Raw genomic sequence first — 14,943 nt, 5'->3', positions numbered from 1 at the left:
GACGGCGCGCCGGCATGGAACGACGACGTGTTCGTGTCGTGGTCGCCGGCCAGCGGCGTCGTGCTGACGCAGTGAGGACGCCGCGATGAGAACCTCCGCTTCCACGCCTTCCGCGCCGGTGTCGACCGGCGCTGCCGCCGCCACGCCGGCTTCCCGGCGCGGCAACCGCTTCGCCGCGTTGTCGCGCTTCCTGCCGTCGGGCCGCAGCGTCGCGATCGGCGTGCCGTTCCTGTGGCTGACCGTGTTCTTCGCGCTGCCGTTCGTGCTGGTGCTGAAGATCAGCTTCGCCGACCAGGTGATGGGCATCCCGCCGTACACGTCGCTCGTCGAGATCAAGGACGGCGTCGTGCACTTCGCGTTGCAACTGTCGCACTACGCGTTCCTGCTGCAGGACGACCTGTACATCGCGACCTATCTCAGCTCGCTGAAGATGGCCGCCGTGTCGACGGTGCTGTGCCTGCTGATCGGCTATCCGATGGCGTACTACATCGCACGTTCGGAGCCGAACCGCCGCAACGTGCTGATGATGGCCGTGATGCTGCCGTTCTGGACGTCGTTCCTGATCCGCGTGTACGCATGGATCGGCATCCTGAAGGACGACGGCCTCCTGAACCACACGCTGATCGCACTCGGCATCATCCACACGCCGCTGCGGCTCTATCACAGCGATGCGGGCGTCTACATCGGGATGGTCTATTCGTACCTGCCGTTCATGGTGATGCCGCTCTATGCGCACCTCGTGAAGATGGACCTGACGCTGCTCGAGGCCGCGTACGACCTGGGCGCGAAGCCGTGGGTCGCGTTCACGCGCATCACGCTGCCGCTGTCGAAGAACGGGATCATCGCCGGCAGCCTGCTGGTGTTCATCCCGGCGGTGGGCGAGTACGTGATCCCGGAGCTGCTCGGCGGCGCCGACACGCTGATGATCGGCCGCGTGATGTGGGATGAATTCTTCAACAACATGGACTGGCCGATGGCGTCCGCGGTGACGGTCGCGATGGTGCTGCTGTTGCTGGTGCCAATGGCGCTGTTCCAGTACTACCAGGTCAAGGAACTGGAGGACGCGAAATGATCAAGCCGAGCAAACCGCTGTCGACGGGCGTTCTCGCCTTCGGCTTCCTGTTCCTGTACATCCCGATCGTCAGCCTCGTCGTGTACTCGTTCAACGAGTCGAAGCTGGTGACGGTGTGGTCCGGCTTCTCGCTGAAGTGGTACGCGGCGCTGCTGGACGACGACGAGCTGCTGACCGCCGCCTGGCTGTCGCTGAAGATCGGCCTGTTGACGGCCACCGCGTCGGTCGTGATCGGCACGTGGGCGGGCTTCGTGCTCGCGCGCTTCGGCCGCTTCAAGGGCTTCACGCTGTACACGGGGATGATCAACGCGCCGCTGGTGATTCCGGAAGTGATCCAGGGGATCTCGCTGCTCCTGCTGTTCGTCGCGCTGGAACAGATGTTCGGCTGGCCGAAGGGGCGCGGGATGGCGACGATCTGGATCGGCCACGTGATGCTGTGCGTGTCGTACGTGGCGATCATCGTGCAGTCGCGCGTGAAGGAGATGAACAAGTCGCTCGAGGAGGCCGCGCTCGACCTGGGTGCGACGCCGCTGAAGGTGTTCTTCGTGGTGACGCTGCCGCTGATCTCGCAGGCGCTGCTGTCGGGGTGGCTGCTGTCGTTCACGCTGTCGATCGACGATCTGGTGCTGTCGGCGTTCCTGTCCGGGCCGGGGTCGACGACGCTGCCGCTGGTGGTGTTCTCGCGCGTGCGGCTGGGGCTGAACCCGGAAATGAATGCGCTGGCGACGCTGTTCATCACCGCCGTGACGATCGGCGTGATCGTCGTGAACCGGACGATGATCGCGCGCGAGCGGCGCCGGATGGCCGACCTGAAGGCGGCATTCGCGGCGGCGTGACGGCCCGCTTCCGCTTCGAAGACAACGAGCACTGCAGACAAGCATGACGCGCGGCCTCAGGGGGGCGCGCGATTCGATCCCGATTTGACAGGCGCACGACTAGGAGAATCCGCAATGAAGAAGAAACTGATCTGCCTGCTGGTGGCCGGCGCGTTGCCGGGCATCGCGCTGGCCGGTTCCACCTCCGCCGAAATCAAGGCGCTGCAGGCGCAGGTCGCGGCGCTGCAGAAACAGATGAAGGCGATGCAGGCGCAGCTCGCCGCGAAGCCGGGCGGCGCGGCGGTCGCGACGTCCGGCGCGAGCGGCGGCATGGCGGGCGGCGGCGCCGTCGCGGTCGCCGCCGACCCGGGCTCGCCGGATTACGGCAAGGCACGCGCGATGCTGACCAACGACGAGGTCAGCGAAATGAAGCAGCAGATCGCGAACCAGCAGCTGAAGGTCGACTCGCTGACCGACGCGGCCACCACGGGCCCGCTCGCCGGCCTGTCGGTCACCGGCTACATCGATCCGACCTACATCTACAACCGCGCGGCCGGCACGTCGTCGTTCCTGTTCGCGAATCACGAGAACGCGTACAACTATTTCAACAGCACGTTCGGCGATCTCTACCTCGACATCAAGAAGACGTTCGGCGTCGGCCCGATGGCGCCGTCGGCCGAAATCACGCTGATGCCGAACCGCGGCAACGGCATCACGCTGCTGCAGAACTCGCGCGGCTCGATCACCGACAACCTGCTGAACACGGCGGTCGTCAACGTGCCGATCACCGCGGAAACGACGCTGGTCGCCGGCCTGATCCCGAGCTTCGGCGGCTACGAAGTCCAGCAGTCGAACCAGATGCTCACGCTCACGCACAACCTGCTGTACGATTTCTCCGATCCGGGCAGCTACGTCGGTGTCGGCGCGAACTACACGAAGGGCAACTGGGCGTGGAAGTTCTTCCTCGGCAACGAGCAGTACCGCACGTACGGTTCGGTCACGCAGACGGGCACCAATGCGCTCGGCGACCCGATCACCACCAGCAACAAGGTGCCGACCTTCACCGCGCGCGCGGACTACACGTGGTCGAGCGCGCTCGATCTCGGCGGCTCGTTCAACATCGGCCGCCAGACGCTGTCGAGCGCGATCGACGAGAACGGCGTCGTCCACTACGGCCCGGGCGGCGCGGCGCCGAGCGGCTACGGCTCGTTCTTCTTCGGCGAACTCGACGCGACCTACACGCTCGCCGACGTGCAGTACAACGCCGAAGTCGACTACGGCCGACAGCAGCATGCGGCGTTCAATGGCGGGCTCGCGCAGTGGTACGGGCTGTCGCTGCTCGCGCACCGCAAGTTCAACGCGCCGGTGGTCGGCCGCATGGGCGTGACGCTGCGCTACGACCTGCTCGCGAACTCGAAGAACGGCGGCGGCGGGGGCGGCATCGCGCTGAACGGCAACGGGATGGACCCGAGCAACGGCTTCGGCGTCGATGCGGACTGCCTCGCGATGTCGAAGGCCGGCGGCGGCCTGGGCTTCGAGTGCAAGGGCGCGGTGCGCCAGGACGTCGCGCTCGACCTGCTGTTCTATCCGACCCAGCAGATCACCGTGAAGGTCGAATACCGGCACGACTGGGCGAACAACAAGGTGTTCCTGCGCAACGACGGGTCGTACGGCAAGTCCAACGATCTGCTCGCGACGCAGTTCATCTATTCGTTCTGATGCAGGACGCGCGGGACGCCGTGCCGCACGCACGGCGTCCCGCGCCGTTTTCCGGCTGCGTGCTGGTTGCAGCCTTGTCGAAGGAGTCGGTTTGATGACGCAGTCTTTCACCCGCCGCGCCGATACGCTCGCGCGCGACTCGTACTACGAAGCCACGGCCACACGGCCCGTCGCCGACGATCCGATGCTCGACGCGGCGATCGACGTCGACGTCTGCGTGATCGGCGCCGGCTTCGCGGGCCTGTCGACGGCGCTCGACTGTCGCGCGCACGGGCTGTCCGTCGCCGTGCTCGATGCGCACCGGCCCGGCTGGGGCGCGTCGGGCCGCAACGGCGGCCAGGCGATCACGGGCTTCGCGAAAGACGAGGTGATCGAGCAACAGCTCGGCGCCGACGGCGCGCGCGCCGCGTGGTCGCTGTCGCTCGACGGCGTCGCGCTGATCGCCGAGCGCATCGCGCGCCACGGGATCGATTGCGACTTCGCGCGCGGCTATCTGACGGTGGCGACGAAGCCGCGCCGCATCGACGACCTGCGCGCGTGGATGAACGCCGCGACGTCGCGCTGGGGCCATCCGTCGCTCGCGTGGCTCGACACCGGCGATATCCAGGCGCGCATTGCATCGACGCGCTATCTGGCCGGCGTGCACGATCCGCTGTCGGGCCATCTGCATCCGCTCAAGTACTGTCTCGGTCTCGCCGATGCCGCGCGCCGCGAAGGCGTCGCACTGTACGCGCACACGCCGGCGCTCGACGTCGTGCGCGGCGCGCGGCCCGTCGTGCGCACGCCGTCGGGCGAAGTGCGCTGCCGTTTCGTCGTGTCGTGCTGCAACGCGGGGCCCGGCGGCGTGCTGCCGGCCGCGACCGCCGCACGCATCGCGCCGATCGCGTCGTACATCATCGCGACCGAGCCGCTCGGCCGCGCGCGCGCCGACGCGCTGATCGCACGGCGCGAGGCCGTGTGCGACAACAACTTCTTCCTCGACTACTTCCGGCTGTCGGCCGACCACCGGATGCTGTTCGGCGGCCGCGCGAATTCGGCCGGCGCGTCGCCCGCCGCGCTCGCCGAAGCGATCCGGCAGCGCATGGTCGGCGTGTTCCCGCAGCTCGCCGACGTGCGCGTCGAGCACGCGTGGGGCGGCTTCGTCGACGTCACGCGCAACCGCGCGCCGGACTTCGGCGCGATCGATCCGAACTTCTTCTACGTCCAGGGTTTCAGCGGACACGGCGTCGCGCTCACGGGAATCGCCGGGCGCGCGGTCGCCGGCGCGATCGCGGGCGACGCGCGCGCGTTCGACCTGTTCGCGCGCTTGCGTCACCGGCGCTTTCCCGGCGGCGACGCATGGCGGCAACCCGCGCTCGAACTCGGGATGCTGTACCACCGCGTGCGCGAGCTGTTCTGAACCTTCTCGATACGTCTTCCCGATCATGCAGACCTTCGCCAACCAGCCGCACGTCGCGTCGTACTACGCGGCGACCGCCAACGATACGACCCGCCACGCACCGCTCGCCGGCACGGCCGACGCCGACGTGTGCGTGATCGGCGCGGGCCTCACGGGCCTGTCCGCCGCGCTCAATCTCGCCGAGCGCGGCCATTCGGTGACCGTGCTCGAAGCGTCGCGCGTCGGATGGGCGGCGAGCGGCCGCAACGGCGGCCAGCTGATCGGCGGCTTCGCGTGCGACATCGACACGTTCGCGCAGTTCATGCCCGAAGGCGACGTGAAGCGGATCTGGGACATGGGGCTCGAAACGCTGTCGCTCGTGAAGTCGCGCATCGCGCAACACGACATCGACTGCGCGCTGGTGCCCGGCTACCTGACCGCGGCCAACACCGAACGCGACGCCGATGCGCTGAAGCGGTGGCGCGACGAAGCCGCGAAGCGCTTCGGCTACGACCGCTTCCGCTTCGTCGAAGCCGGCGAACTCGGCGACTACGTGCAGTCGGCCCGCTATCGCGGCGGCCTGTACGATCCCGACAGCGGCCACCTCCATCCGCTCAACTACACGCTCGGCCTCGCGCGGGCGGCCGTCGACGCCGGCGTGCGCATCCACGAGGACAGTTGCGTGACGCGCGTGCGCGACGTGTCCGGCGGCCACGTCGTCGAGACGAGCGGCGGCAACGTGCGTGCGCGCTTCGTCGTGCTCGCCTGCAACACCTACGTCGGCACGCTCGCGCCTGCGCTGGCGAGGAAGATCATGCCGGTCGGCACCTACGTGATCGCGACCGAACCGCTCGGCGAAACGCGCGCCGCCGCGCTGATGCCCGCGCGCGCGGCGATCTGCGACAGCCGCTTCGTGCTCGACTATTTCCGGCCGGCGCCCGACACGCGGCTCGTCTGGGGCGGCAAGGTCAGCTATTCGACGCGCGAGCCGCGCGACCTCGCGGCGGCGATGCGCGCCGACATGCTGAAGACGTTCCCGCAACTCGCGGACGTGAAGGTCGACTATGCGTGGGGCGGCTTCGTCGACATCACGATGAACCGCGCGCCGCATTTCGGCCGCATTACGCCGACGACGTACTTCGCGCAGGGGTTTTCGGGGCACGGCGTGAATACGACCGCGCTCGCGGGCAAGCTCATCGCCGAGGCGATCGACGGCCAGGCGAGCCGCTTCGACCTGTTCGACAGGATCCGGCATCGCGACTTCCCCGGCGGCGCGACGCTGCGCACGCCGGCGCTGGTGCTCGCGATGAGCTGGTACCGGCTGCTGGACGCGTTCGGCGTGCATTGACCGGCGCGCGGTATCGCCGCACGCAAACAAAACGGCCGCTCGTTTCGAGCGGCCGTCCGGACGACAGGCGTGGCGTGACGCCGCCGCGCGTCAGTCGGTGCCGTACTTCGGCGAGCGCGGCCCGTACAGCAGCCCGTTCGGCGGGCCGGCCGACAGCAGCCGCGTGCTCGTCAGCCCGGCGACGTCATGCGCTTCGTCGGTCAGCGAATGCGCGACCTGCTTGACGGCCGCCTGCACGAGCGCCCCGACGATCCCGAACGCATTGACGCTCATGTTGTTGCCGACTTCCTTGCCGGTCGCCCGGCCCTCGCCCTGCCACAGCACGTCGCCGCTCTTCAGGTCGACGAGTTTCGCCGACGCGGAAACGATCGTCGTGCTGTCGACCACCTGGTAGACGGAGCCGTACTGCGTGATCTTCGAATACAGCGCGGCGTCCGCGCCGAAGATCTCGCGCAGCTTCGCCGGCGACGTCGCCTGGATGTCGGTCGCATTCGTCAGGCCGTTCTGCTTGAACGTCTCGTCCATCACCGCGACGGGCACCACGTAGTAGCCGGACTCGGCGAGCGGCAGCGTCATTTGCGACAGCACGCCGTAGGTCGCGCCGACGTCGGTGGTTTCGTTGACCGGCGGCAGCACGAGGATCGAGCGCGGCTGGCTCTTCTTGAACGCCGTGTAGTCGGGACGTTGCACCGGCTGCGCGCACGCGCTCAGCAGCGCGGCGATCGACAGCACGGACAGCAGCTTGAATGAAAGTGTCTTGAACATGGCAAGGGCGTCACTGTTTGGCGGGATTCGAATCGGCATGCTTCTGATCGGCAACCGTCTGGCCGGCGGCCGCCGGATGCGCGGCTTTCGATGCACCGGGCTTCTTCTTCATCAGGAAGTCCATATACGCCGCGGATTCCGGGAACAGTTGCTTCTCGGCCTGCAGTTCCTGCTCGGCCTGCTGCTCGTTGCCGACGCTCGCATACAGCATCCCGAGATGCGCATGGAAGCCCGGCGGCGGCGTGTGGCCCTTCGCGCGAATTTCCTGCAGCGCCTTTTCGAGCGCATCGATCTGCTGCTGCGGCGCTTGCTGGCCCTTGAAGTATTCGTACACCTGCGGCTGATAGCCGGTCCACTGATACAGCGGCGGCGTGGTCGGCGCCGCGCAGCCCGCGAGCAGCAAGGCGGCCGCCGTCGCCGGCAGCCAGATTCCCCGTTTCATGGTCTTGTCTCTTCTGGTGGGTGAAATGATTCGTGCGTGTCGTATCGCGCGCGGCATTTACTGCGCCGCCTTCAGCGCGCCGGCGTCGACCTGGTCGACGAGATGGTTCACGGCTTCCTGGATCGCGAGGTCCAGCACCTTGCCGTTGAGCGTCGAGTCGTAGCCGGCCGTGCCGCCGAAACCGATCACCTCGCGGTTCGACAGGCTGAACTCGCCCGCGCCCTGGCTCGATGCGATCACTTCCGACGTCGTCGTGTCGACGATGTTCAGGTTGACCTTCGCGTACGCGACCTGCGTCTTGCCGCGGCCGAGAATGCCGAACAGCTGTTGATCGCCGACGTCCTTGCGGCCGAACTCGGTCACGTCGCCCGTCACCACGTAGTTCGCGCCCTTCACGGCCTGCGCTTTCTTCATGAAGCCGGCTTCCTGCTTGATCTCGTCGAGGTTCTCGCGATCGAGCACGTTGAAGCGGCGGCTCTGCTGCAGGCGCGTGACGAGGATCGTCTTCGCCTGTCCGCCGAGGCGGTCGATGCCGTCGGAGAAGATGCCGCGCATGTAGCTCGAGCGGTTGTCGAACTTGCCGACGGCGATCGCGACGGGCTTGCCCGCGTACGGCTTCTGCGCGCTGCTGACGGCCGGCACGTCGAGCGTGCGCGACGATTCGGTCGCGCAGCCGGACAGCGCCGCGACGACCGCTGCCGCCACGAGGACGGTGCGTCGTGTCTGAATGTTCACTGCTGGTCTCCTTGCTGGAAAAGATGCCGCTGCGCGAGGCTCATGCACGCGCTCATCGCCGGTTCGGCGATCGCGGTAAGTCAGGGAAGGGGGCGCAACGGATGCGTTACGGCAAAACGCGGATGGGGAATGCGATGCGCGCCTGGATCGCGCACACGAATGATTTCGTTATTCTGGTTACTGCACTGTTGATCGTGCATGGTCGGCCCCGTATATGATTTTTCGCGATCATATCAAGCCTGTTTATCAAGACGGGGTATCTTGATAATAATTGACGATTTTCGCACTTATATTAAATACGCCGCTTATTCGTGCGCGAAGCGTTGCACGCGTGGGCTCGCGCGGCACGCGACCGATCTGCGCCGGTCTTCCGTGTCGATATCGCCGGATTGACGATCGATCCGGCGATATCGACACACGTCATTCGCGCCGACGATCCGAACGGCCGATATCCCGACAATAAGCCGTCCGGCATTCCAGCCGCACACGCGCATACGGTTTCCGCTAATCGGCCACTTTCTGCCGCATCGTCACGAATTCCTCGGCCGCGGTCGGATGAATGCCGATCGTGTCGTCGAACTGCGCCTTCGTCGCGCCCGCGCGGATCGCGATCGCGATGCCCTGGATGATCTCGCCCGCATCGCGGCCGACCATGTGCGCACCGACCACGCGCTGACTGTCGCGCGCGACGACGAGCTTCATCAGCGTGCGCTCGTCGCGGCCCGACAGCGTGTGGCGCAGCGCCTTGAACGACGTGCGGTAGATGTCGACGTCGCCGTGCGCGTGCCGCGCATCGGCCTCGCTCAGGCCGACCGTCGCGACTTCCGGCTGGCTGAACACGGCCGACGGCACGTACGCGTGATCGACCGCGACGCGCGAGCCGCCGAACAGCGTGCGCGCGAGCAGCCCGGCGTCGCGCGTCGCGACCGGCGTGAGCTGCGGCCGCGACGTGACGTCGCCGATCGCATGGATCGACGGCACCGACGTCGCCGAATACGCATCGACGGCAATCGCGCCGCGCGCATCGAGCAGGATGCCCGCCTGCTCGAGCCCGAGCCCGTCGACGTTCGGCACGCGGCCCGTCGCATAGAGCACCTGATCGTACGGCCCGTGCCGCTCGTCGCCGACGCGCACGAACAGCGTGCCGTCGCTCGCGCGCTCGATCGATTCGATCACCGCGCGCGCATGAATCGCGACGCCCTGCTTCGTCATCTCGTCGGTCAGGAACTGGCGCACGTCGTCGTCGAAGCCGCGCAGGATTTTGTCTCCGCGATAGAACACGTCGACGTGGCTGCCGAAGCCGTTGAAGATGCCCGCGAACTCGACCGCGATATAGCCGCCGCCGACCACCGCGATCCGTTTGGGCAGCGCCGCGAGCGACAGCGCCTCGCGCGACGTGATCGCATGCTCGATGCCGGGCCGCGGCGGCAGCGACGGCCGCGAGCCGGTCGCGATCGCGATGTGGCGCGCGCGGAACGTGCGCGCGCCGACCGAGACCGTGTGCGCATCGACGAGCGTCGCGCGACCGGGGTGCATGTCGACGCCCGATTGCAGCAGCAGGTTGATGTAGATGTCGCTCAGCCGGTTGATCTCGCGATCCTTCGCGGCGATCAGCGCGGGCCAGTCGAGCGTGCCGGCGCCGAAGGTCCAGCCGAAGCCCTTCGCGTCGTCGACTTCGTGCGGGTAGTGCGATGCGTAGACGAGGAGTTTCTTCGGGATGCAGCCGCGCAGCACGCAGGTGCCGCCGATCTGCTCTTCTTCCGCGATGCCGACGCGTGCGCCGTACGACGCGGACATGCGCGCGAGCCTCACGCCGCCCGAGCCGGCGCCGATGACGAACAGGTCGTAGTCGAAATCCATCGCATCCCCTCATCGCAGTTCGAATGGAGGCACGATAGCAAGATTCGGGAATTCGTGCGGCGCATGGCGCGCGCCGCGCGTCCAATAAAAAACGGCGAGAGACGAGGCCTCTCGCCGGTCAAACCGGCCGGCGGTTGTGCCATGCGTCACCGATCGACCGCATGCCCGACCTGCCGATTGCGCGGCACCGGTCCGCCCGGACGCGCGAAGGGCGCGCCCGCGGCCGGACCGGCCGCCATGCTCATGCCTGCGACGTGTCGCTGCCGTCCGTCGCCTGCGTATCGTCCGCCGCCTGTTCGGGCTTCTCTTCCTTCTTCTCGAGCATGCCTTCGATCGCCTCGGCGCCCTTGAAACCGGCGACGGCCGCGGCCGCCTTGGTCAGCAGGCCCGCGTCCGGATCCAGCTTTTCCGCGCCTTCGACGGCGGCGATCGCGCCGGCGATTTCACCCACGGTGTTCAGGATACCCATCGTCATCCCCTTTCAAGAAAATCGTGAGCGCATCGTCCCACGAAAGAAACCGGCCGACCGCGTTTGTCATCGCCGGATACACAAGTTACGCATCAGGCCGGCAGCGCACGTCGCGCGCCACCGGAACGACGCACGCGCATGCCTGACGGCATGCCGCGAGCGATGCACGCAGCGTAGCGGAAAGCGTGCGCGCGCACTGTAAAAGTATGTTCTGGAATGCCGACGGATCGCTTACGGCGCGGGACTTCCGCAATGGAGCGTCTGCCGAATAGTCGGGTGCGCGTATGAAGGTCGCGCGACGAAAAAAAAGAGGCGCCTCGCGGAGCCTCTTCGATGCGCGCCGGACGGAGCCGGTGCAGGGGTTTCGACGTTCGTCAGAAGATATTGCGCAGGCCGATCGCGATGCCCGTCTGGTTGCTGCGGCCGGGCAGCTCGACGTTCGCCGCGCCGTTCGTCTTGTTGAAGTCGACGGTGCCGTAGATCTCGGTGCGCTTGCTCAGCGCGTATTCGGCGATGCCGACGATCGCATAGCGGTTGCCGCTCGCGAGCGTGCCGTTCGTGGTCATCGCGTTGCGCATGTGGTCGTAGTAGAACGCGCCCGTCAGCGTCAGCGGCGTGCTGACCTGCCAGCTCACGCCCGCGAACGGACCGTCGTCGATGCGGCCCGTGCCCTTCGCGACCGGAATCGTCTGCTGCGCGAGCAGGCTGTCGACGAAGCCCGTGTCGTCCTTCGAGCGCAGGTAGCCCGCGTAGATCTTCGCCTTGCTGAACGCGTACACGACGTTCGCGTGGTAGATCGTCTGCTTGCGCGCCGAGTTGTCGCTGTTCTGCTGTGCGCCGGCCGCGATGCTGAGCGGGCCCATCACGTACGACAGCGACACGCCCCACGCATTGCCCTTGCCGAGCGAGCCCGGGATCTGGCCCGAGAAGCCGCCCGCGCCGGTCGATTCGTAGTTGGTGCCGGTCGAGTACATCGCCTTCGCCGTCAGGCCCTCGAACTTGCCCGTGTACTTGATCTGGTTGTCCGCATACAGGCCGGCGCCGAGTGCGACCGGCAGCCATGCGTTTTCGAGGTAGTTGCCGACGGTGAGCGGATCGTAGGTATCCGACAGCAGGTCGAACAGCGGCGTCTTCTGACGGCCGAGGGTCACGGTGCCGTACGGGCTCTGCAGGCCGACGTACGCCGCGCGGTTGAACAGGCGGCCGCTGTCGGCGAACGCGCCGTTCTGCAGGTTCACGCCGCTCTCGAGGTTGAACACGGCCTTCAGGCCGCCGCCGAGGTCTTCCGTGCCGTAGATGCCGAAGCGGCTGTTCGTGATCGCACCGTTGGTCATCGACAGCAGGCCGTCGTTCTTCGCGTTGGCGTTGGTCAGGTAACGGATGCTGGCGTCGGCGACGCCCCAGAGCGTGACCGAGCTTTGTGCCGATGCGTACTGGCTGGCGAAGGCCAGCGCCGCGCCCCCTGCGATGACTGCGAGTCGGGTGGTCTGCTTCATGAGCTTTCCTTTTTTAGGTGTCTCCATTCATGACCGGCCGCGTGCGCAGCCGGGTGGCGATCGCGAACGTTCATGGCGAGCGCGATGTGGGCTGAATCATAAGACGAGTGCGAACGCTGAAAGAAATTGAAATACGCGGCAATCGCGCGATTGTCGTCCGGGAACAACGTTTCCCGCGCCGAGCCTCGCTCGCACGGCGGCGGGACGGGGCGCGACGGCGCCGGCGGGCACGCGCGGCGCTGTAAGGTTCGTCGATGGCGCGGCGCGCTCACGCGGAGCGCGGCGAAATGGTCGGTGCGGTCGGTGCGGTCGGTGCGGCGGCCTGCGGCCTGCCGCTTGCCCCGCCTGCCTGCCGTCAGACCGTTTGCGTCGCGCCGTCGCTGCCGTTGCCCGCGTCGCCGTTGCCGCCCGCGTCGCCCGCACCGCCGTTGCCCGCGCGACGCCATGCACGTCGCACGATCTCCGCGAATGCACCGACGAGCAGCAGCACGGCGCCCCACAGCGCGATGTCCGGCGCGAGCCGCGTCACGAGCCCGCCGATCACCGCGCCGGCCAGGAAACAGAAGCTGATCGTCGCGAGCAGCGCCGAATCGTGCAGCGCCCCCGCGTCATAGCGCGGGATCAGCCCGACGAACAGCTTCTGCGCGGCGCGCCGCAGGTTGCCGGTCGTCATCACCGACGTGTACGACAGTTCCTCGAGATGGGTGAACGACAGCGTCTGCAATGTCGCGACGAACGAGATGCCCGGAATCAGCCACGCGCTCGACGCGCCGACGAGGCCGCTCGCGGCGACGCCGAGGAACGCGATTTCGACGATGAGGCTCACGAACGCCGTATGCCGCATCCAGCCGCGCTGCGCGGCGAGGCCGAGCAGGTGCGCGACGAACACCGCGATCACGAAGCCGCCGAGCGGCGGCACGTGATGCAGCGCGGCGGCCCATTCGCCGGCCGACAGGTTGATGCCGAGCAGCGCGACGTTGCCGGTCATCGTGTTCGCGAACACGTGGCCGTGGCCGACGTACGTGTACGCGTCGAGATAGCCGCCGGACAGCGTCAGCAATGCGGCGACAGTGAGATTGCGGCTGGCGCCGTCGAGATCCATCGATCCTCCGTGGTGCGCGCCGCACCGCCGCGCACGGCGGCCGGTGCGAATGTCGGTCGTGCCGGCACGCGCGCCGCCGGCACTGCGCGGCCGGGCTTCGTCGCATGCCGCGCGTCAATATGATGTTTGCCGTCGGGTACGGGCGGGCGCCGCGCATCGCAGCAAGTCAAAGCGTGTCGACCGCGCGATGTTCACCGCCGCAAGACCGGCCGAGTATACCGGGCCGACCCGCGCCAACGCGGCCACGCGCGCCGCGCCGCCCTTCTTCACAAGGCCGTCGAATGACACTCGCGAAGTTCTTCTTGCGCTACACGGTCATCCCGTTCGCCGCGATCGCGCTGGTGGCCGTGTGGAAGTTCAACCGCGAATCGGCCGAGATCGATGCGCGCCAGTACGCGGCGCCGGTGGCCGCGTATCCGTCGTTCACGCCGAAGCTGAAGCACGAGGTGGCCGACGCGTTGCGCGGCGGCAGGCTTGCGAAGCCGCTCACTGCCCGATGCCCGTGAGCCCGATCAGCGCGCCGCCCGCGAGCAGCCACAGCGGATGGATGCGCGTGCGCCACGCCAGCACCGCGCACGCGGCCGTGATACCCCACTGGATCGCGGTGCGGTTCGACGCCTCGGAAATCAGCACCGCGCTCGCCGCGACGAGCCCGGCCGTCACCGGCATCATCCCCTGCTGCACGTAGCGGCGCCACGGCCGGTCGCGAAAGCGCTCCCACGCATGCAGCGCGAGCACGGTGACGATCGACGACGGCCCGAACTTCGCGAGCGACGCGACGAGCAGCCCGGCCCAGCCGGCCACGTGCCAGCCGACCAGCGACACGATCATCATGTTCGGCCCCGGTGCGGCCTGAGCCAGCGCGAACAGCGCGGTGAACTCGTGCGCGCTCATCCAGTGATGCACGTCGACGACCTGCCGCTGCATCTCCGGCAGGATCGTGTTGCCGCCGCCGAACGCGAGCAGCGACAACTGGCTGAAGATCGTCGCGATGGCGATCAGCGTGTCGCTCATGGTCAGCCCTCCCGTTGCGAATCGGGCGAGTCGGACGTGCCGGGCGCGGCGGCCGGCGCCGGCCGCCGCGTGCCCGCGTCGCGGCGGCGCGACGCGAGCCAGATGCTGACGGGCGTCAGCACGAGCATCGTGGTCAGCAACGGTATGCGCAGCACCGCGATCGCGACGAACGCGACGACCGCAATCGCAGCAGCCGTGCGCGGCGCCCGAAGCAGCGGCTTCGCGACCTTCACGGCCATCGCGACGAGCAGGCCGGCCGCCGCGGCGGCGAGCCCCGCGAACAGGTGCTGCACGCGCGGATCGCTCTGCGTCTTCGCGTACAGCACGCCGAGCGCGACGACGACGAGCGTCGGGCCCGCGATCAGCCCGAGAATGCCGGCGAACGCGCCGGCGACGCCGCGAAAGCGCATGCCGACGGCGACCGACAGATTGATCACGTTGCCGCCCGGCAGGAACTGGCACAGGCCGAGCAGATCGGTGAATTCGTCGGCGGAGAGCCACTTGCGCTCGTCGACGATCGTGCGCCGCGCGAACGGCAGCGCGCCGCCGAACGACATCAGGCCGAGCGACAGGAAACCGGTGAACAGCTCGGCGAGGCCGACGCCGCGAGGGGACGCGGCAGGCGGCGGGGAGGCAGGCGGCGGAGAGGCAGACGGCAAAGCGGATTGCATGGGGCTCCTCATCAAACGGTGAATCGAGGTTACCGCCGTTCGGGATTCCGGCAAAAC

At 67.8% G+C, this 14,943-nt stretch carries 14 protein-coding genes and 1 pseudogene; 6 read left to right on the top strand and 9 right to left on the bottom strand.

Features of this window, described 5'->3' with window-relative positions; all coding sequences use genetic code 11:
* Nucleotides 1-85: 85 nt before the first annotated feature.
* The 5 genes from WT53_RS01415 (at nt 86) to WT53_RS01395 (ending at nt 6,332) form a co-directional block, all read left to right on the top strand.
* Nucleotides 86-1,072, top strand: coding sequence for an ABC transporter permease subunit (locus tag WT53_RS01415; protein WP_034208582.1), 987 nt, complete (start codon nt 86-88; stop codon nt 1,070-1,072).
* Nucleotides 1,069-1,908: an ABC transporter permease subunit gene (locus WT53_RS01410; protein ID WP_034208583.1), complete on the top strand. Its 840-nt coding sequence runs from the start codon at nt 1,069-1,071 to the stop codon at nt 1,906-1,908. Before WT53_RS01415 ends, WT53_RS01410 begins: the two co-directional genes overlap by 4 nt.
* A gap of 114 nt (nt 1,909-2,022) precedes the next feature.
* A complete protein-coding gene (locus WT53_RS01405) occupies nt 2,023-3,606 on the top strand; it encodes a DUF3138 family protein (RefSeq protein WP_034208584.1) in 1,584 nt (527 codons plus the stop codon).
* Between the two features lie 94 nt (nt 3,607-3,700).
* Nucleotides 3,701-5,005, top strand: a complete 1,305-nt coding sequence (locus WT53_RS01400) for an FAD-binding oxidoreductase (protein ID WP_034208585.1) — start codon at nt 3,701-3,703, stop codon at nt 5,003-5,005.
* A gap of 25 nt (nt 5,006-5,030) precedes the next feature.
* On the top strand, nt 5,031-6,332 hold the full coding sequence (locus tag WT53_RS01395) for an FAD-binding oxidoreductase (protein ID WP_034208586.1): 1,302 nt from the start codon (nt 5,031-5,033) through the stop codon (nt 6,330-6,332).
* Between the two features lie 90 nt (nt 6,333-6,422).
* Here WT53_RS01395 and WT53_RS01390 read toward each other — a convergent pair whose 3' ends face one another.
* The 7 genes from WT53_RS01390 to WT53_RS01360 form a co-directional block, all read right to left on the bottom strand.
* Nucleotides 6,423-7,097, bottom strand: a complete 675-nt coding sequence (locus tag WT53_RS01390) for a DUF799 domain-containing protein (RefSeq protein ID WP_034208587.1) — start codon at nt 7,095-7,097, stop codon at nt 6,423-6,425.
* Between the two features lie 10 nt (nt 7,098-7,107).
* A complete protein-coding gene (locus tag WT53_RS01385; protein ID WP_034208588.1) occupies nt 7,108-7,539 on the bottom strand; it encodes a DUF4810 domain-containing protein in 432 nt (143 codons plus the stop codon).
* Nucleotides 7,540-7,596: 57 nt separating this feature from the next.
* The gene (locus WT53_RS01380) at nt 7,597-8,268 is read right to left on the bottom strand and encodes a CsgG/HfaB family protein (protein ID WP_196251233.1); all 672 of its coding nucleotides are present in this window, start codon (nt 8,266-8,268) and stop codon (nt 7,597-7,599) included.
* 510 nt (nt 8,269-8,778) lie between these two features.
* Nucleotides 8,779-10,134, bottom strand: a complete 1,356-nt coding sequence (gor, locus tag WT53_RS01375) for a glutathione-disulfide reductase (RefSeq protein WP_034208590.1) — start codon at nt 10,132-10,134, stop codon at nt 8,779-8,781.
* A gap of 241 nt (nt 10,135-10,375) precedes the next feature.
* Complete coding sequence (locus WT53_RS01370) at nt 10,376-10,603, bottom strand: hypothetical protein (RefSeq protein ID WP_034208778.1); 228 nt, start codon at nt 10,601-10,603, stop codon at nt 10,376-10,378.
* A 374-nt stretch (nt 10,604-10,977) separates the two neighbouring features.
* The gene (locus WT53_RS01365) at nt 10,978-12,099 is read right to left on the bottom strand and encodes a porin (RefSeq protein ID WP_034208591.1); all 1,122 of its coding nucleotides are present in this window, start codon (nt 12,097-12,099) and stop codon (nt 10,978-10,980) included.
* Nucleotides 12,100-12,454: 355 nt separating this feature from the next.
* Nucleotides 12,455-13,201, bottom strand: coding sequence for a YoaK family protein (locus tag WT53_RS01360; protein ID WP_034208592.1), 747 nt, complete (start codon nt 13,199-13,201; stop codon nt 12,455-12,457).
* Nucleotides 13,202-13,482: 281 nt separating this feature from the next.
* On the opposite strand from WT53_RS01360, the pseudogene WT53_RS01355 reads away from it, so the two are divergent.
* Nucleotides 13,483-13,683 (top strand): annotated as a pseudogene (locus WT53_RS01355) (hypothetical protein); the annotation flags it as partial.
* A gap of 4 nt (nt 13,684-13,687) precedes the next feature.
* Here the strand turns inward: WT53_RS01355 and WT53_RS01350 are convergent.
* The gene (locus WT53_RS01350) at nt 13,688-14,215 is read right to left on the bottom strand and encodes a chromate transporter (RefSeq protein WP_006477572.1); all 528 of its coding nucleotides are present in this window, start codon (nt 14,213-14,215) and stop codon (nt 13,688-13,690) included.
* A 2-nt stretch (nt 14,216-14,217) separates the two neighbouring features.
* Nucleotides 14,218-14,898 (bottom strand): chromate transporter, encoded by a 681-nt coding sequence (locus WT53_RS01345; RefSeq protein WP_373558439.1) that lies wholly within the window; start codon nt 14,896-14,898, stop codon nt 14,218-14,220.
* Nucleotides 14,899-14,943 lie beyond the last annotated feature (45 nt).

Origin of the sequence: Burkholderia sp. MSMB2157WGS (assembly GCF_001532755.1) — a bacterium.
Classification (GTDB): domain Bacteria; phylum Pseudomonadota; class Gammaproteobacteria; order Burkholderiales; family Burkholderiaceae; genus Burkholderia.
This window is presented reverse-complemented; position numbering and strand designations above follow the sequence as displayed.

What these genes read in the sequence shown, in the direction of transcription:
- WT53_RS01415 (WP_034208582.1), top strand. Translation starts at nt 86, where the DNA reads ATGAGAACCTCCGCTTCCACGCCTTCCGCGCCGGTGTCGACCGGCGCT.
- WT53_RS01410 (WP_034208583.1), top strand. Translation starts at nt 1,069, where the DNA reads ATGATCAAGCCGAGCAAACCGCTGTCGACGGGCGTTCTCGCCTTCGGC.
- WT53_RS01370 (WP_034208778.1), bottom strand. Translation starts at nt 10,603, where the DNA reads ATGGGTATCCTGAACACCGTGGGTGAAATCGCCGGCGCGATCGCCGCC.
- WT53_RS01395 (WP_034208586.1), top strand. Translation starts at nt 5,031, where the DNA reads ATGCAGACCTTCGCCAACCAGCCGCACGTCGCGTCGTACTACGCGGCG.
- WT53_RS01390 (WP_034208587.1), bottom strand. Translation starts at nt 7,097, where the DNA reads ATGTTCAAGACACTTTCATTCAAGCTGCTGTCCGTGCTGTCGATCGCC.
- WT53_RS01365 (WP_034208591.1), bottom strand. Translation starts at nt 12,099, where the DNA reads ATGAAGCAGACCACCCGACTCGCAGTCATCGCAGGGGGCGCGGCGCTG.
- WT53_RS01405 (WP_034208584.1), top strand. Translation starts at nt 2,023, where the DNA reads ATGAAGAAGAAACTGATCTGCCTGCTGGTGGCCGGCGCGTTGCCGGGC.
- WT53_RS01400 (WP_034208585.1), top strand. Translation starts at nt 3,701, where the DNA reads ATGACGCAGTCTTTCACCCGCCGCGCCGATACGCTCGCGCGCGACTCG.
- WT53_RS01360 (WP_034208592.1), bottom strand. Translation starts at nt 13,201, where the DNA reads ATGGATCTCGACGGCGCCAGCCGCAATCTCACTGTCGCCGCATTGCTG.
- WT53_RS01350 (WP_006477572.1), bottom strand. Translation starts at nt 14,215, where the DNA reads ATGAGCGACACGCTGATCGCCATCGCGACGATCTTCAGCCAGTTGTCG.
- gor (WP_034208590.1), bottom strand. Translation starts at nt 10,134, where the DNA reads ATGGATTTCGACTACGACCTGTTCGTCATCGGCGCCGGCTCGGGCGGC.
- WT53_RS01345 (WP_373558439.1), bottom strand. Translation starts at nt 14,898, where the DNA reads ATGAGGAGCCCCATGCAATCCGCTTTGCCGTCTGCCTCTCCGCCGCCT.
- WT53_RS01385 (WP_034208588.1), bottom strand. Translation starts at nt 7,539, where the DNA reads ATGAAACGGGGAATCTGGCTGCCGGCGACGGCGGCCGCCTTGCTGCTC.